The following is a 16,320-nucleotide window of genomic DNA, read 5'->3' as shown; positions in this document are numbered from 1 at the left end:
ATTCTGCGAGGGATTCGTGGAATTTCCCCGGCAGTATTTGCGCGAGACTGAGGCATATTCGAGACAGGCAGGGGAAGCGCGCGGCGTCCGGCCAGCCCGGCGGCATGAACGGCCGGCAGTTGGCGGACGCCGCCCGAACCATCCGGCCGGACCTGGAAGTGCTCTTCATAACCGGCTACGCGGAGAAGTCCGGCGTCAGCAACGGCCAGCTCACCCCGGGGATGCGGGTGCTGACAGAACCCCTTGTGGTCGAGACATTTGCCGCCCGCGTGCTCGAATGATCGAGGAGAACAAGTGAGGCGCCGCCCGGCAGTCATCTGCCGTTCATGCGATGGCGGCCATCATGTCCGTCAGGGGCCGGCCAGAGCAACCCGGCACTTCCTGTCCAACGCGCTGTTGCTCGATTTAGGGAGACACCCCAATGAAGCGAATTCTTGTTGCCACTGTCCTTGCCACTTTCGCCTTCGGCTCCGCCGCGATGGCGCAGACCTGCGAAACCAAGGCGGTTGGCAAGGACGGCAAGGCGCTGTCGGGCGCGGCCAAGACCTCGTTCGTGAACAAGTGCAAGGAAGACACCTGCGCGGCCAAGGCGGTCGGCTCCGACGGCAAGCCGCTGGCGGGCGCTGCCAAGACCTCCTTCATGAAGAAGTGCGAGGAAGGCGCGTAATCAGTCCCGCCTGAAGCGATAATCGAAGCGGTCGCCGTCGGCCTTTAACAGGCCGACGGTGGGTCGCGGAAAATGTACCGGCAGGATCAGCGTGTCGGTGTCCGCCACCTCGGCAAAGAACTTTCGGCGCGACACCGCCGATTGCTTGGCATCCCAGTCGGGCCGCGCCGACCAGTCCGGCTCGCGGCACTGGATGACATGGTGCATGAGATCGCCCGCCACCACGGCGCGCTGTCCCCGCGAGAAGATGTTGACGCAGCAATGGCAGGGCGAATGGCCCGGCGTCGGCGTCAGCGTGATGAGATCGTCGAGCGCGTAGTCGTCGTCGACCAATAGCGCCTGCCCGGCCTCGACGATCGGCAGGCAGTTGTCCCGAAACACCTTGCCGGGCGGATTGCTGCCCTTGGCATATTCCGCCTCCCACACCGCGTATTCCCGCTTGTGGAAGATGTATTTCGCATTCGGGAAGGTCGGCACCCAGCGCCCGTCGCGCAGCGTCGTGTTCCAGCCAGTATGGTCGATATGGAGGTGGGTGCAGAAGACGTAGTCGATCTGCTCGTAGCTGACGCCGAGCGCGAACAGCTCGTTGCGCCAGCGCTCCTTGCCGGGAAAGTCGAACGGCGGCGGATGATCCTTGTTCTCGCCGGTGCAGGTGTCGACCAGGATGGTGTGATGGGGCGTCCGGACCACAAACGTCTGGTAGGTGATCACCATCAGGCCGGATGCCGCGTCGAACACCTCCGGCTCCATGGTCTTCAGGTGATGCATGAAAACGGCATCGTCATAGGCCGGGAAGAAATCCTGCGGTCGCCGCCACGGCCCTTCCCGCTCGATGACGGCATCGATGGTGACGTCGCCGATCCTGATCTGCTTCATGGCGCATTCGCTCCCTTTTTGGGAGCGATCATCGATCAAGCCGCTCAGCTCCGCAAGCCCGGCGCCTCATGGCCGGTACGGGCGACATATTCGGTGTAGCCGCCGCCATATTGGTGGATGCCTTCGGGCGTCAGCTCCAGCACGCGGTTCGACAGCGCGGCGAGGAAGTGCCGGTCGTGGGAGACGAACAGCATGGTGCCCTCGAATTCGGCGAGCGCGTTGATCAGCATCTCCTTGGTGGCCATGTCGAGGTGGTTGGTCGGCTCGTCCAGCACCAGGAAATTCGGCGGATCGAACAGCATTTTCGCCATTACCAGCCGCGCCTTCTCGCCGCCCGACAGCACCCGGCACTTCTTCTCGATGTCGTCGCCGGAGAAGCCGAAGCAGCCGGCGAGCGCGCGCAAGCTGCCCTGCCCGGCCTGCGGAAAGGAATCTTCCAGCGACTGGAACACGGTGCGTTCGCCGTCGAGCAGGTCCATCGCGTGCTGGGCGAAATAGCCCATCTTGACGCTGCCGCCGATGGCGACGGTGCCGACATCGGGCTCGGTCGAGCCCGCGATCAGCTTGAGCAGCGTCGACTTGCCGGCGCCGTTGACGCCCATCACGCACCAGCGCTCCCGGCGGCGGATCATGAAGTCGAGGCCTGCATAGATGCGGCGGCTGCCATAGCCCTTGTGCACGTTCTTCAGGCTGGCGACGTCTTCTCCGGACCGTGGCGCCGGCTGGAATTCGAACGCAACCGTCTGGCGCCGCTTCGGCGGCTCGACGCGCTCGATCTTCTCCAGCTTCTTGACCCGGCTCTGCACCTGCGCGGCGTGCGAGGCGCGCGCCTTGAAGCGCTCGATGAACTTGATCTCCTTGGCCAGCATCGCCTGCTGGCGCTCGAACTGCGCCTGCTGCTGCTTCTCGTTGAGCGCGCGCTGCTGCTCGTAGAACTCGTAATCGCCGGAATAGGTGGTGAGCGATCCGCCGTCGATCTCGACGATCTTGTTGGCGATGCGGTTCATGAACTCGCGGTCGTGCGAGGTCATCAGCAGCGCGCCCTCGTACCCCCTGAGGAACTGCTCCAGCCAGATCAGGCTCTCGAGATCGAGGTGGTTGCTCGGCTCGTCCAGCAGCATCACGTCGGGCCGCATCAGCAGGATACGGGCGAGCGCCACGCGCATCTTCCAGCCGCCGGAGAGCTTGCCGACGTCGCCGTCCATCATCTCCTGGCTGAAACCCAGGCCCGCCAGCGCCTCGCGCGCGCGGCCCTCCAGCGCATAGCCGTCGAGCTCCTCGAAGCGCGCCTGCACCTCGCCATAACGGGCGATAATGTCCTCCATCTCTGCTTCCTGCTCGGGATCGGCCATCGCGGCTTCGAGCTGCTTCAGCTCGGCTGCCACGGCGCTCACGGGTCCGGCGCCGTCCATCACCTCGGCGACCGCGCTGCGGCCACTCATCTCGCCGACGTCCTGGCTGAAATAGCCGATGGAGATGCCGCGATCGGCCGCGACCTGCCCCTCGTCGGGCTGGTCTTCGCCCGCGATCATGCGGAACAGGGTGCTCTTGCCGGCGCCGTTGGGACCGACCAGGCCGATCTTCTCGCCCTTCTGAAGCGCTGCGGAGGCCTCGATGAAGAGGATCTGGTGGCCGACCTGCTTGGAGACGTTATCGAGACGGATCATTGCTGCCTGGGAAAAGGGTGTAGGGCGCTTTCGAGCGACGTGGGCACCGGTTCGCGTGAAGAAAACGCGTCAAATCAGGAGTCTAGAGCGGCCTCTTATTCCATGCAGCGCAGCATTGGAAGCCCCCGGAGATTGCGGGCTGCCGCTCCTTGCCAATCCCCGAGGACGGAGAATACTCCAGGCCATATTTGGCCGGAGATTCCCTGTGCAAACCATATTGCTCTATCTGGCGGCGCTCGGCGCCGGCATCAGCGTCGCAGTCCAGCAAGTCCTCAACGGCAGCCTGCGCGTCTCCCTGCAATCGCCGGCCTGGGCCGGATTCGCCAGCTATCTCGGCGGTCTGCTGACCATGATCGTCGTCCTGCTCGCGCTGCGCGAACAGATGCCGTCATGGAAGCTGATAACGGCGACGCCATGGTGGGCATGGAGCGGCGGAATCCTCGGCGGCGTCTTCATCCTGCTGGTGATCCTGCTGCTGCCGTCGCTGGGCGCGGCGACACTGCTGGCGCTGGTCGTCGCCGGCCAGATGTCGGCGGCCGTGCTCATGGATCATTTCGGCGCGTTCGGGCTGACGCAGCATTCGGTGTCGGTTTCGCGCCTGCTCGGCGTAGCGCTGATCATCGGCGGCGTCGTCCTGATGAAGGATTGAGCCATCTCTTGAGCATGATCTTTTCGGAAAACCGCTTCACACTTTTCCGGATCATGCTCTACGCGCGGCGCATCAGCTTCAGCGTCGCGGTCAGGCGAAGGCTGCGCTTGCCGGCGAGCGCGATGGCTTCGAGCTCGGCGCCGGCTTCGTGACAGGTGCCGGAAAAGCCGATGCCGACTTCATGGCCGCCGAATACGGGATTTTCGCCCCTGGCGGGCGTGTGTTCCTGGTTGAGGATTTCACCCTTCCAGCGGCCGTCCGCCGAACTGTAGGCGCCGAGATAGTAGAAGAAGGCATCGCCGCCGAGGATACGGCCGTCGATCAACAACATGACGCCGGATAGCCCGCCCTTGATGCCGTCGAGCGCGCGGATGTGGATGGAATAGAGCCCGTTGACGATCCCGCCGTGCCCGATCTCGCCGACCGGCGGCAGGGCCTCGTCATCGAGCCGGGTCAGGTTGGCCCAGAACAGCGCGCCGGGCCGTGGCGCGGCGCTGCCCTCGAAGCGGATGCCGGTTGGACCTTCCCTGCCGCGTACGCTGATCGCGGCAACGTCGGTGCCCATCAACGGCTTGTAGTTGGGATCCTCGTTGTGCCGCTCGGTGATGATCTCGCCGACGACTTCGTCACCTTCCCGATAATAGCTGCCGAGATGCGCGAAAGCCGAGTTGCCGCCCAGCAGCTTGCCGTCATGCATGCACATGATGCTGCGGCCGAACGCGTCGTTCACGCCGTATTCAACCTTGTAAAGTCCGTCCAGCAACAAGGGAACCCGCCAAGAGCCTGCCGTTTTGCGGCATCGCTTAGCATCGCGGGGGAAGCCGGTACAACAGGGTTTAGTGTCGCTTGAAGTACTGCACCTCCCGTTCGTGTTTTTCCGCGGCTGCACGCGTCCGGAAGGTGCCGAGATTGCGCCGTTTGCCCGTCTTCGGGTTCACCTTGCGGGAATAGAGCCGATACTCGCCCGATTTGAGCTTGCGGATCATGGCAGACCTCCCTTCTTCTTGCCCCGTGGCGGGCCGGCAGCGGCGCGTCAGCGCGAAAGGCACCAGTTTCCCTGCAGATCGGAAGCCCTGAAACGCGCCAGCGTTCCCTCGAATCCGCCCTCGTGCTTGTTGTTGGGCCAGAATCCCGACACCGACTCGCCGATGGTCGGATGGTCGATCGCCGCCTGATGCGTGCCGCCCGCGCCCAGCTCCTGCGTCATGCCGGCGTCACTGGCGACCAGCCTGCCATCCAGCATGATCTGGCGGCCCATGTTGCCATAGCTCACGCCCACGCGATGCCACTGGCCGTAGCGGAAATCGGTGCCCTTGGCTTCGAGCCGGAATTCGGGCCGTCCGCCCGCCTCATACTTTGCACCGGCGATATGGAAACGCATGTCGCCATTGCCGCAGACATAAAGCCAGGCGCTGCCGGGCCAGGTGACGTCGCCATTCTGGATGTCGGTCGTGAAGATCAGCGCACAGCCCGCCCCTTCCGTCAGCCTGCCTGCGGAATAGAAATAGCCGCTGGATACGTTGATCACCCACTCCAGCGTGCCCGACCTTGGCAGCCTGCTGGCCCCGTAGGGATACACGATGCGGCTCTCGCGACGGCGCGAGAAACTGGCGCCTGCATTCGGCCCCCTGGTCAGCTGCACGCCGTAACCGACCCCGACGGTCTTCACCGATGCCACAAAGTCATCGTCGATCGCCGCGGGACCCGTGCAGACATCCGGTCGATCCGAAGGCGAGCGGGCCGGCGCTTCTGCGGCGGGCGGGCGCAGCGAGGCAATGCGCGCGCGGGCCGCCGAGGAAAAGACTCCGTTGGGAAAATCCGACAGGAACCTTTCGAACGCCGTTCGGTCGTTGCTGTCCTTGATGGCCTGCCACACCGCCAGCTCCAGCGCCTTGGGATCGACGGGCGCGGCGGCCGGTGCACCCGGCTGTGCCGTCTCCGGCGTCACCGTGACCGTGCCCTCGATCCTGAAAAAGAAACGTCCCGTCAGCGACGAGGAATCCCACGGCACCTGCTTGCCATTGGTCTGGCGCATCACGTCGTTGCGCACCTCGATCATCAGGTCGGAAATCGACAGGCCCGGCTTCTCGATATTGGCGAGCAGTGCCTTGGTGAAGGGACTGTTCCTTCCGTCGCCATCCTGCGCGACGTTGTCCGGCTGGGTCGCGAAGGCGATGAAGGTGCCGGAAGCGGTCTGGATTCGGCTTAGCCCTCGCCCAAGCGCGGTCGCGGATCGGGTCCCGAGCGTGCGCGACAGGTCCTTGGCGAACGGATTGTCGCGGCAGGCATCGAGAAAGACGAGGTTGACCCGGCTGCCGCGCGCCAGCTGCTGCATGACCAGCGAAACCGGGACCAGCGCAATATCCAGCTCCGCCTCGTATTCCACCTTGCCGTCGACCGGGACCAGATAGTTCTGGCCGTTCACCTGCAAGCCATGGCCCGCATAGAAGAACAACGCCACGTCGGCGCCCTCGGCGGCCCGCCCGAAGGTCGCCAGCGATTGCAGCAGTGCGTTGCGATCGAGATCGAGGCCCGGCGTGACCTCGAAGCCGATCGACTTGAGCCGCGCGATCAGATCGCTGGCGTCGTTGCGCGGGTTCGGCAGCCGGGGCACGTTGAGGTAGGCCGAGTTGCCCACCACCAGCGCCACCTTCCGCTCGGCCATGGCCGGCCCCGTCGTCACGAACCAAGCGACCGCGATAGCGATCACGCTGGCAACCCAATTCAGCCTGAACTCCGGCACCACGATTTGACCTCCTGTTGGCGGCCGCAGTTAAGATCACTCCAGGCGATAGCCCATTGATCCAGATTAAATTTCCCGCCGCGTCCCGCGTGGAATGGACCCACTTCCGGGGCTCGAACCAGACCGGCGGCCGGATCGACCAAACCGCCATGACTGAAGAAGAAATCGCAGAGGTGGCGGCCATCATCGCGGAAGCGGCACCGTTGCCGCTGCCGGACGCAGCCTATGCGCTGTGGCGGGCGCGCTACCGGCTGGACCGGCTGGAGGGCCGCCCGACCGCCGAGGAGGTCCGCATCAACCGCACGCTGACGCCGGAACAATTTACGGCTAGGTACCGCCGGGATCGCGACGAGGCCCATAACGGCCCCGCCTTCATCCATTTGAAGCGGGCGCATCCGGGCGCGGATGACGGCGCGATCAGGCAGGCGATCATCACAGCGGTGAAGTTCGAAGGCGCCTGCTTCAGGCATTTCGAGGAAACCGACGCTGAATACTGGCGGCGTTGCGTGCACGCCGTCGCGCTCGCGCGGAAGGACTATCCGGGCTTTCTCGAAAGTACCTACCAGCAGGCCGCCAACGACGTCGCCTATTATTACAAATAGCGCGCCGGGCCGGTCGAGAGGTGATGATCAGACCCGGCCGGTCGTCATTTCACGCCAACCAGCGTTTCCGCCGCTTGTAGTGCTTGCCGTCGCGGAACGACTTCCGCTTGTCGCCGGCGACGCCAAGATAGAACTCCTTGACGTCCTCGTTCGACGCCAGCGCCTTGGCCTCGCCGTCCATCACCACCCGGCCATTCTCCAGGATGTAGCCGTGATTGGCATAGCGCAACGCCATGGTCGTGTTCTGCTCGGCAAGCAGGAACGACACGCGCTCCTTCTGGTTGAGGTCGCGAACGATCTCGAAAATCTCCTCGACGATCTGGGGTGCGAGTCCCATCGAAGGCTCGTCGAGCAGGATCATCCTGGGCCGCGACATCAGCGCGCGGCCGATCGCGCACATCTGCTGCTCGCCGCCCGACGTGTAGCCCGCCGTCGAACCGTGCCGCTCCTTCAGGCGCGGGAAATAGGCATAAACACGCTCCAGGTCGGCAGCGATCGCAGCCTTGCCATCGCGGCGCGTGAACGCGCCGGTCATGAGATTATCCTCGACGGTCAGATGAGCGAAGCAGCGCCGCCCTTCCATGACCTGGATGCAGCCCCGCCGCACCACCTCGTTCGGCGACAGCGACTGCACCTCGGTGCCGTCGAACACGATCGAACCCTTGGTGACCTCGCCGCGCTCGGCGTGCAGCAGGTTGGACACCGCCTTCAGCGTGGTCGTCTTGCCGGCACCGTTGGCGCCGAGCAGCGCGACGATGCCGCCCGGGGGCACGTTCAGCGACACGCCCTTGAGGACCAGAATGACATGGTTGTAGACGACTTCGATGTTGTTGATCGACAGGAACGGTTTCGCCTGTTCCGTGGCCGCCGCAGTGTTCGCGCTTGACACCGGTCGTCTCCGAAAAAACCCAGGATGCTTCAAACGATCCGGGAGGGCCGACGGCCCTCCCGGCAATTCTTCAAACGGTCAGCTCGCCTTCGAACAGTCGCGCGGCTCGATCTTCTTGTCGGCCGCGTACTTGGCCGAGACGTCCTTGACGATCGGTTCGGTGACTTCCTGGTTGGCGGTGTACCAGTCGGAGATCACCTTCCAGGCCTTGCCGTCCCACTGCATGACACGACCGTCACGGGCGCCTTCGTGGTCGGCGCACGAGATCTTGACCGGCTTCATCATGCCTTCGAAGCCGAGCTCCTTCAGGCGGGCCGCGCTCAGGTCGAGATTCTCGAGGCCCCAGCGGACCTCCTCGCCCTTGAGCGGCTTCTTGCCGAACTTCTCCTGCGCCTTGCGGATCGCCTCGACGCCGAGCATGGCGTTGACAAGGCCGCGGTTGTAGAGAACCTCGCCGACCTTGGCCGGCTCGGACAGGCCCTTGCCCTTGGCATAGACATGCTTTTCGACGTCGCCATGCACCGCGTACTTGCCGGCGCCGTGCTGCAGCATCAGCGCCTTGTAGCCGGCGGCCTGGTCGCCGGCGGGGGTCACGTCAGGCTCGGCACCCGACCACCACACACCGATCATCTTGTCGCGCGGATAGGCGACGGCCGCGGCTTCCTTCACCGCCGTGCCGTTCATGACACCCCAGCCCCACAACAACACGTAGTCGGGCCGGTTCTGGCGGATCGCCAGCCACTGCGACTTCTGCTCGACACCCGGATGGGTGACCGGAATCGGCGTGAACTCGAAGCCGTGCTTCTTTGCCAGCACTTCGAGCGTCGGAATCGGCTCCTTGCCATAGGGGCTGTCGTGGTAGACGAGGCTGATCTTCTTGCCTTTCAGCTTGTCGGCTCCACCGAGTTCCTTGGCGACGTGCTGGATGGCGATGTCGGCCGCCGACCAGTAGGTGCCGAGCAGCGGGAAGTTGTAGGCGAACACCGCGCCGTTCTTGGAATCCGCGCGGCCATAGCCCATCGTGATGATCGGGATCTTGTCGGCCGCGGTCTTCTCGGTGAGCGCGAAGGTGATGCCGGTCGACAGCGGGTTGACGAAAGCCGCGCCAGTCGGGCCCTTGCCCTTCAGGCGCTCGTAGCATTCCACGCCCTTGTCGGTGGCGTAACCGGTCTCGCACTCCTCGACCAGCAGCTTGACGCCGTTGATGCCGCCGTCACGCTCGTTGATCATCATATAGTAGTCGTGCATGCCGTTGGCGAACGGCACGCCGTTTACGGCATAGGCGCCCGTCCGGTAGGACAGCATCGGGATGAACTGCTCGTTCTGCGCCGAAGCGGGCGTCACAGCCCCCACTCCGGAAACGACGGCAGCCGCAAACAAAAGTCTCCTGCTCAACATCGCGACTTCCTCCTCATTCGGCCCGGCTTAGCTGCCGTGGCATTTCACTCTGCGGACCTGAACAACTCATCTTAGGCCAAAGGTCGCCGCTCCGCGTTGCGACCTTTCCGCCCTAGTCCTTCTGGCTCAATAGGGGAAAGGCCAGAGCCTGAGCTTCTCCTTGGCAAGCGAAATCAGTCGCGCAAACCCGTGCGGCTCCTTGATCAGAAGATAGCAGATCAGCGAACCGAAGATGATGAACTCGAGGTGAGTGATCGTCTCGGTCGACAGCGGCACGCCGAGTTCGCTCGGCACCAAATTCAGCATGATCGGCAGGATCAGGATGAATGCCGCGCCGATGAACGGCCCGAGGATCGAACCGAGCCCGCCGATGATAACCATGAACAGCAGTTGCAGCGAACGGTTGATGTCGAACGCCAGCGGTTCCCACGAACCAAGGTACACGAAGGCCCACAGCGCACCGGAGACGCCGATGATGAAGGACGAGACGGCGAACGCGGTCAGCTTGGCGTAGAGCGGCCGGATACCCATCAGCTCGGCCGCGATATCCATGTCGCGGATCGCCATCCACTGCCGGCCGATATTGCCGCGCACGAGGTTCTTCGCCATCAGCGCAAACACCGTCACGAAGATCAGGCAGAGGATATAACGCTCGATCGGCGTATCGACCACCCAGCCGACGAAATTCAGCTCCGGCGCATTGACCGAGCCGGACGGCGCGTAGTTGGTGAACCACGGCACGCGCAGGAACACCCAGTCGAAAAAGAACTGCGCTGCAAGCGTCGCCACCGCGAGATAGAGCCCCTTGATGCGCAGTGACGGAACTCCAAACAGGATGCCGACGAGTGCCGACATGAATCCGCCGAGCAGGATCGACGGCAGCACCGGCAGCGCCGGGATCGAAATATCGAAACCGAGCCACGCGAGCGGAATGTGCACGCCGGTGCCGAGCTTGTAGGCGGAGTAGGCGCCGATCGCCATGAAGGCGCCGCTGCCGAGCGAAATCTGTCCGCAGTAGCCGACCAGGATGTTCACACCGATCGCCGCCAGCGCGAGGATCAGGAACGGCAGCAGGATCGCGCGCAGCAGGTAGTCCTGGCCGAACGGCCAGACGTGAAAGTAGCTCAGCAGCGGCACGCCGATGAAGGCAAACGCCAGCAGCGCGCCGAGCGTCACCCGGTCCTGGCGGATCGGGAAGATCGCCATGTCGGCGGAATAGGTCGTCTTGAACTGACCTGCCTCGCGGTAGAACACGTGACGTCCTCTCAGATTCTCTCGATGATGCGTTCGCCGAACAACCCTTGCGGCCGCACCAGCAGCACGGCCAGCGCCAGCACATAGGCAAACCAGTACTCGATGCCGCCGCCGATATGCGGCCCAAGGAACCCTTCGGCGAGCTTCTCGCCGGCGCCGACGATAAGGCCACCGACGATCGCGCCGGGGATCGAGGTGAAGCCGCCGATGATCAGCACCGGCAGCGCCTTCAGCGCCAGGAACGTGATCGAGAACTGCACGCCGAGCTTCGTGCCCCAGACGGTCGCCGCCACCAGCGCGACCAGACCTGCGACCAGCCACACCACGAACCAGATCCAGGAGATCGGAATGCCGACCGACTGGGCCGCAGCATGATCGTCGGCGACCGCGCGCAGCGCCCGGCCGGTCTTGGTGCGCTGGAAGAATATGGCGAGACCTGCGACGAGGATGCCCGCGATAAGCCCGCCCCAGACGTCGAGCTTGTTGACCAGGATGCCGCCCGGAAACGAGCTCTCGAACAGGAACCAGGCGTCGGTCGGAAACAGCCGCAGTGGATAGACGTCCGAACCGAAGATCATTTGCGATGCGCCTTCGAGCACGAAGGTCGCGCCGATCGTCGACATGAACAGGGTCAGGCCGTCCTGATTGACCAGCGGCCCGAGCACGAACCGCTCCACCAGCCAGGCCGTCACCGCCATGATGATGCCCGCGAACACGAGCCCGAGGATAATCGCGGTCCAGAACGGAAATCCATTCGCAACCAGGAGGTCGAGCGAGCGCACCAGCGCGAGGCCGGCCAGCAGCACCATCGCGCCCTGCGCGAAATTGAACACGCCGGAAGCCTTGAAGATAAGCACGAAGCCGAGCGCGACCAGCGAATAGAGCACGCCCGACAGCAGACCGCCGATCAGGATCTCGAGGAATTGTCCGAACAGAACCAAGCAACTCTCCTCAAATGCACCTTGTCGTCAGTGCGCCACGCCGAGATAGGCGTCGATCACCGCCTGATCCCTCTTCACCTGGTCCGGTGTGCCGTCGGCGATCTTTACGCCGTGATCCAGCACCACGACCCGGTTCGACAGGTCCATCACCACACCCATGTCGTGCTCGATCAGCGCGATGGTCGTGCCGTAGTGATCGTTCACCTCGATGATGAAGCGCGACATGTCCTCCTTCTCTTCGAGGTTCATGCCCGCCATCGGCTCATCGAGCAGCAACAGGTCCGGCTCCATGGCGAGCGCGCGGCCGAGTTCGACGCGCTTCTGCAATCCGTAGGGAAGCCGCGCCACCGGCACCTTGCGGATAGCCTGGATTTCGAGAAAGTCGATGATCTCCTCGACGCGGTGGCGATGCTCGACCTCCTCGCGCTGCGCCGGGCCAAACCGCAGCGCCTGCCAGAACAGGCCGTAGCGCATCTTCAGCGTCCGCCCGGCCATGATGTTGTCGAGCGCGCTCATGCCCTTGAACAGGGCGACGTTCTGGAACGTGCGGGCGATGCCGCCGCGCGAGGCCTCGAACGGGCGCATGCGCGCGCGAGTCTGGCCCTTGAAGGTGATCGAGCCCTGGTTCGGATGATAGAAACCGTTGATGACATTCAGCATCGACGTCTTGCCGGCGCCATTTGGGCCGATGATCGCGCGGATTTCGCCCTTGCGCACGTCGAACGAGACGCCGGTCAGCGCCTTCACGCCGCCAAAGGCGAGCGAAACGCCCTCGACGCTGAGCAGCACCTCCTGCACGTCGGGTGACCTCATGCCGCCTTCTCCAGGCCCGACGCGACCTGCGTCGTCGGCAGATCGTGAATTTTCAGCCGGGCCGACATCCGTCCCTTGCGCCCGTCCTCGAAGGTGACTTCGGTGGAGATATCGGCCTCCTTCGAGCCGTTGTAGAATGCGCTCAGCAACGCGGCGTAGCGGTCGGCAACGAAGCCGCGGCGCACCTTCAGCGTGCGCGTCAGTTCGCCGTCGTCGGCATCAAGCTCCTTGTGCAGGATCAGGAAGCGCCGCACCTGCGCGCCGGCCATCACCTTTTCCTGGGCGAGCGATGCATTCATTTCGGCGATGTCCCTTGCGACCATCTCGTAGACCTGTGGATGGCTCGCCAGTTCCTGATACGAGCCGTAGGCGACGTTGTTGCGCTCTGCCCAGTTGCTCACGGCAGTGGGATCGATGTTGATCATCGCGCTGACGAAGTCGCGCCCGTCGCCGAAGGTGACCGCTTCCTTGATGTTGGGATAGAACTTCAGCCGGTTCTCCAGATATTTCGGTGCGAACATCGTGCCGTCCTTCAGCCGTCCGACGTCCTTGGCGCGGTCGATGATCTTCAGGTGCCCGGTCTTTTCATCGAAGAAGCCGGCGTCGCCCGTCTTCACATAGCCGTCCGGCGTCAGCGTCTCGGCGGTCTTCGCCTCATCCCTGAAATACTGCACGAACATGCCCGGCGACTTGAACTGCACCTCGCCGCTCTCCGCGATGCGGATGTCCACGTGGGGCGCCGGCGGGCCGACGGTATCGGCAAAGATTTCGCCGTCCGGCTGGCAGGTCACGTAGAGAAACGCCTCGGTCTGTCCGTAAAGCTGCTTCAGGTTCAGCCCGATGGAGCGGAAGAATACGAACAGATCGGGACCAATCGCCTCGCCCGCAGTGTAGGCGACCCGCACCCGCGACAGGCCAAGGACGTTCTTCAGCGGCTCGTAGACCAGCAGGCTGCCGATCGCATAAAGCAGGCGCCCCGACAGCGGTACCGGCTTGCCGGTGAGGATCGCCTCGCCGTGCCTGCGCGCGATCGCAAGGAAATAGTGGAACATGCTGCGCTTGACCGCCGCGGCATCCTCCATGCGGATCATCAGCCGGGTCAGCATCGTTTCGAACACGCGCGGCGGGGCGAAGTAGAAGGTCGGCCCGATCTCGCGCAGGTCCTGTTCCACGGTCTGGGGACCTTCGGGACAGGCCATGCAGAAGCCCGCAACGATCCCCTGCGCGTAGTTCAGATAGTGGTCGCCTACCCAGGCGAGCGGCAGATAGGCCAGCGCCACGTCGTTTTCGGTCAGCTTGTCGAATTTCGCGGTGTCGGTCGCGGCCTCGATACATCTTTCGGCCGACAGCATCACGCCCTTCGAGGCGCCGGTCGTTCCCGATGTGTAGAGGATGATCGAGGTGTCGGCCCCCTCGCCGGCATCGATCAGCGCATCGAGCTTCGCGGCAAGCGAGCTGTCGCCGGCGAGCGCCGCGCGGCCATCGGCAATCACGTCGTCGATCTTCACCAGGCGGGCATGGTCGTAGTCGCGCATCCCGCGGTGCTCGTCGTAGATGATCTTCTGCAGGTGCGGCACGCGCTCTTGCACGGAGAGCACCTTGTCGACCTGTTCCTGATCTTGCGCCGCGACGAACTTCACGTCGGCATGGCCGAGCACATAGGACAATTCATCGGCTACGGCGTCCGAATAAACCGGCACCGGAATCGCGCGGACCATCTGCGCGGCCATCACGGTCCAGTACAGTTTCGGACGGTTGGAGCCGACAATGGCGATGGTGTCGCCTTGCTTGAGGCCGAGCCGTTGCAAGCCGGCCGCATAGGCGCGCACAATCTCCAGCACCTGTGCCCAGGTCCAGGTCTGCCAGATGCCCAGATCCTTGTGCCGGATCGCGGCATGACTTCCGAACTGCGAGGCGTTTCGCCGCAGCAGCTTGGGGAACGTATTCAACGGTCCGCCCGCGGACATGCCCCTTCTTCTCCCTCCATCCGCAACACGCCGGGCGCGTTCGTTCGCGCCGCATTGTCCCGACAGCCTCTTGGAACCGTCGAGCCACGCGGATTTCGCATATCACCCATACTTTGCAAAAGGATGCAAGGGCAACAAGGCCCATCTTGCCGCCCGCCCGGCCGCGGCCCCGGCTAAAGTAGAAGCCGGAATTCCGCACGAAGGATTGGCAATATAGTTCGGATGGAACCAACAAGAATCCGGCATTTCCCAGCGCCGGGGATGACTGCGGCAGGAATTCGTTACAACAGCTGACGCGACCAGCGTCTCAGAAGCACAGCGTCGATACGACGCCGCCGCGCTTGTCCTTGATCACATAGGGACAGCGCAGCTTCTCCAGTGCTTTTTTCGCGTCCTCGTCGCCGAGCGCGGCGGCCCGCTCGTAATAAGATTTTGCGGCGGAGGAATCCTTCGGGCCGCCGCGGCCTTCGGCGGCGAAGGCGCCCATGCGCTCCAGCGCGGCCGGATGGTTTTGCGCCGCCGCCTTCTCGAACATCGCGCGCGCCTTGACGTCGTCCCTCTCGCCGCCGCTGCCTTCCGACAGCATGATGCCGAGTTGATATTGCGCTTCCGCATTGGTCTCCGCCGCGCGGCCGAGCAGTTCGCGCGAGCGCGCGGGATCGGCTGGCGCCCCGCCGCCGCCGAGCGCCGCAAGATTGGAGACGCCGCGGGGATTGCCGGCCTCCGCCGCGCGCTCGAACAGCTTGCGTGCCTGCGCATCGTCCTGCGCCACGCCGTTGCCGGTGCCATAGGCGACGCCGAGCTCGACCATCGCCGACGACGAACCCTTGTCGGCGGCCTTGCGCCAGGCGGCGAGCGCTTCGGTCATCTGCCGGTTGGCGGCATAGGCCCGGCCGAGCTGGTACATCGCCCGCCGCTGCGACTTGCCGGCGACGGCGCAATATTTGAGGGCGGTCGCGATGTCGGCCGCGGCGACCTCGCTCACACCCCTGACGTCGGCGGGCTTGTCGGGATCGGAGGGATCGGCGGCGAGGCGGTCGCACAGCACGAGATCGGCCGATTGCGCATGCACGGACACAGGCGCCGCAAGCGCCGCGATTGCACCGAGCAACACTTGTCGAAAGAGCCGCCTCATGCGGCCGAGGTTGCGTCGTGGCGCCGGCAAATTCAAGGCTCGAGCCCCGCCTCGCGGAGCACGGAAATGGCCTCGCCCGAGCGCAGGAATTTCAGGAATCGCTCCGCCGGAACCACGTTCTCCGTGGCCAGCATGCAACCGGCCGAAAAGACGGCGGGCACCTGCAGCTCGCGCGGGATCGGGCCAACGATCTCTACCCCGGCAACCTGCTTGAGCTCGCTGATCTGCTGCACGGCAAGGTCGGCCTCGTCGGTCAGGAGCCGCTCGGCAGTGAGGCCGGACGGAACGACGACGGCATGCGCGTCAACGAGGTGGGCGATCCCGAGCCGGGCGATCAGCTCCGCGAACAGGATGCCGCTGGCGCCGATGCGCGAATAGGCCACCGCCCGGGCCCGGACAAGCGCGGTGCGCAGCGCGGCTTCGGTCGAGATGTCGGGATGCGCGCGGCCGGCCTTCACCGCGATGCCGACCCAGGATCTTGCGATATCGACATAGCTTACCGCCGCCACGCGGTGCTCCCCGAGCATTTCGCTCAGCCCCTCGCGGGTGAGGATGACGACGTCGGCCGCCTCGCCGCGGCGCAGGCGATCCAGCAGCGCCAGCGTCGGCGCGAAATCGGCTTCGATCCGGGCGCCGCCGGCCGCCTGAAAACGCGCCGCGAGTTCGGCGAAGGCGCCCTTCACCGCCAGTGTCGAGAGCACGCGAATGCTTTCCATCGC

The 16,320-nt window shown here is 64.5% G+C and carries 16 protein-coding genes and 1 pseudogene; 4 read left to right on the top strand and 13 right to left on the bottom strand.

The window, feature by feature from the left end:
- Positions 1–89: 89 nt before the first annotated feature.
- Both HZB49_RS07665 and HZB49_RS07660 read left to right on the top strand, forming a co-directional pair.
- Positions 90–281, top strand: a pseudogene (locus HZB49_RS07665) (hypothetical protein); the annotation flags it as partial.
- A gap of 140 nt (positions 282–421) precedes the next feature.
- Positions 422–667 (top strand): hypothetical protein, encoded by a 246-nt coding sequence (locus HZB49_RS07660; protein ID WP_291609902.1) that lies wholly within the window; start codon positions 422–424, stop codon positions 665–667.
- Here HZB49_RS07660 and HZB49_RS07655 read toward each other — a convergent pair whose 3' ends face one another.
- Together HZB49_RS07655 and HZB49_RS07650 are read right to left on the bottom strand one after the other, a co-directional pair.
- Positions 668–1,543 (bottom strand): MBL fold metallo-hydrolase, encoded by an 876-nt coding sequence (locus HZB49_RS07655; RefSeq protein ID WP_291609901.1) that lies wholly within the window; start codon positions 1,541–1,543, stop codon positions 668–670.
- Between the two features lie 44 nt (positions 1,544–1,587).
- The gene (locus HZB49_RS07650) at positions 1,588–3,210 is read right to left on the bottom strand and encodes an ABC-F family ATP-binding cassette domain-containing protein (protein WP_291609900.1); all 1,623 of its coding nucleotides are present in this window, start codon (positions 3,208–3,210) and stop codon (positions 1,588–1,590) included.
- 205 nt (positions 3,211–3,415) lie between these two features.
- On the opposite strand from HZB49_RS07650, the gene HZB49_RS07645 reads away from it, so the two are divergent.
- A complete protein-coding gene (locus HZB49_RS07645) occupies positions 3,416–3,859 on the top strand; it encodes a DMT family transporter (RefSeq protein ID WP_291609899.1) in 444 nt (147 codons plus the stop codon).
- Between the two features lie 58 nt (positions 3,860–3,917).
- Here HZB49_RS07645 and HZB49_RS07640 read toward each other — a convergent pair whose 3' ends face one another.
- The 3 genes from HZB49_RS07640 to HZB49_RS07630 all read right to left on the bottom strand — a co-directional run bounded on the left by HZB49_RS07640 (position 3,918) and on the right by HZB49_RS07630 (position 6,605).
- Entirely contained in the window at positions 3,918–4,622 is a 705-nt protein-coding gene (locus HZB49_RS07640) for a GrlR family regulatory protein (protein ID WP_291609898.1), read from the bottom strand.
- A 73-nt stretch (positions 4,623–4,695) separates the two neighbouring features.
- Positions 4,696–4,845: a hypothetical protein gene (locus tag HZB49_RS07635; protein ID WP_291609897.1), complete on the bottom strand. Its 150-nt coding sequence runs from the start codon at positions 4,843–4,845 to the stop codon at positions 4,696–4,698.
- A 47-nt stretch (positions 4,846–4,892) separates the two neighbouring features.
- Entirely contained in the window at positions 4,893–6,605 is a 1,713-nt protein-coding gene (locus HZB49_RS07630; RefSeq protein ID WP_291609896.1) for a caspase domain-containing protein, read from the bottom strand.
- A 14-nt stretch (positions 6,606–6,619) separates the two neighbouring features.
- Between HZB49_RS07630 and HZB49_RS07625 the strand changes: the two genes are divergently transcribed.
- Positions 6,620–7,204, top strand: a complete 585-nt coding sequence (locus HZB49_RS07625; RefSeq protein WP_291609895.1) for a hypothetical protein — start codon at positions 6,620–6,622, stop codon at positions 7,202–7,204.
- Between the two features lie 49 nt (positions 7,205–7,253).
- On the opposite strand, the gene HZB49_RS07620 is transcribed toward HZB49_RS07625, so the two are convergent.
- The 8 genes from HZB49_RS07620 to HZB49_RS07585 all read right to left on the bottom strand — a co-directional run bounded on the left by HZB49_RS07620 (position 7,254) and on the right by HZB49_RS07585 (position 16,317).
- Entirely contained in the window at positions 7,254–8,093 is an 840-nt protein-coding gene (locus tag HZB49_RS07620; RefSeq protein WP_291609894.1) for an ABC transporter ATP-binding protein, read from the bottom strand.
- A 78-nt stretch (positions 8,094–8,171) separates the two neighbouring features.
- Positions 8,172–9,437: an ABC transporter substrate-binding protein gene (locus HZB49_RS07615; RefSeq protein WP_291609893.1), complete on the bottom strand. Its 1,266-nt coding sequence runs from the start codon at positions 9,435–9,437 to the stop codon at positions 8,172–8,174.
- 180 nt (positions 9,438–9,617) lie between these two features.
- Entirely contained in the window at positions 9,618–10,745 is a 1,128-nt protein-coding gene (locus HZB49_RS07610) for a branched-chain amino acid ABC transporter permease (RefSeq protein ID WP_291609892.1), read from the bottom strand.
- Positions 10,746–10,756: 11 nt separating this feature from the next.
- A complete protein-coding gene (locus HZB49_RS07605; protein WP_291609891.1) occupies positions 10,757–11,686 on the bottom strand; it encodes a branched-chain amino acid ABC transporter permease in 930 nt (309 codons plus the stop codon).
- 27 nt (positions 11,687–11,713) lie between these two features.
- Positions 11,714–12,499 carry an ABC transporter ATP-binding protein gene (locus tag HZB49_RS07600; protein WP_291609890.1) on the bottom strand — a complete coding sequence of 262 codons (786 nt, stop codon included), beginning with the start codon at positions 12,497–12,499 and terminating at the stop codon, positions 11,714–11,716.
- The gene (locus HZB49_RS07595; RefSeq protein WP_291609889.1) at positions 12,496–14,466 is read right to left on the bottom strand and encodes an AMP-binding protein; all 1,971 of its coding nucleotides are present in this window, start codon (positions 14,464–14,466) and stop codon (positions 12,496–12,498) included. Before HZB49_RS07595 ends, HZB49_RS07600 begins: the two co-directional genes overlap by 4 nt.
- Positions 14,467–14,773: 307 nt before the next feature.
- Positions 14,774–15,577, bottom strand: a complete 804-nt coding sequence (locus HZB49_RS07590) for a tetratricopeptide repeat protein (RefSeq protein ID WP_291609888.1) — start codon at positions 15,575–15,577, stop codon at positions 14,774–14,776.
- 56 nt (positions 15,578–15,633) lie between these two features.
- Entirely contained in the window at positions 15,634–16,317 is a 684-nt protein-coding gene (locus tag HZB49_RS07585) for a substrate-binding domain-containing protein (protein ID WP_291609887.1), read from the bottom strand.
- Positions 16,318–16,320 lie beyond the last annotated feature (3 nt).

It is taken from the genome of Bradyrhizobium sp. (genome assembly GCF_016219575.1).
Lineage (GTDB): Bacteria > Pseudomonadota > Alphaproteobacteria > Rhizobiales > Xanthobacteraceae > Bradyrhizobium.
This window is presented reverse-complemented; position numbering and strand designations above follow the sequence as displayed.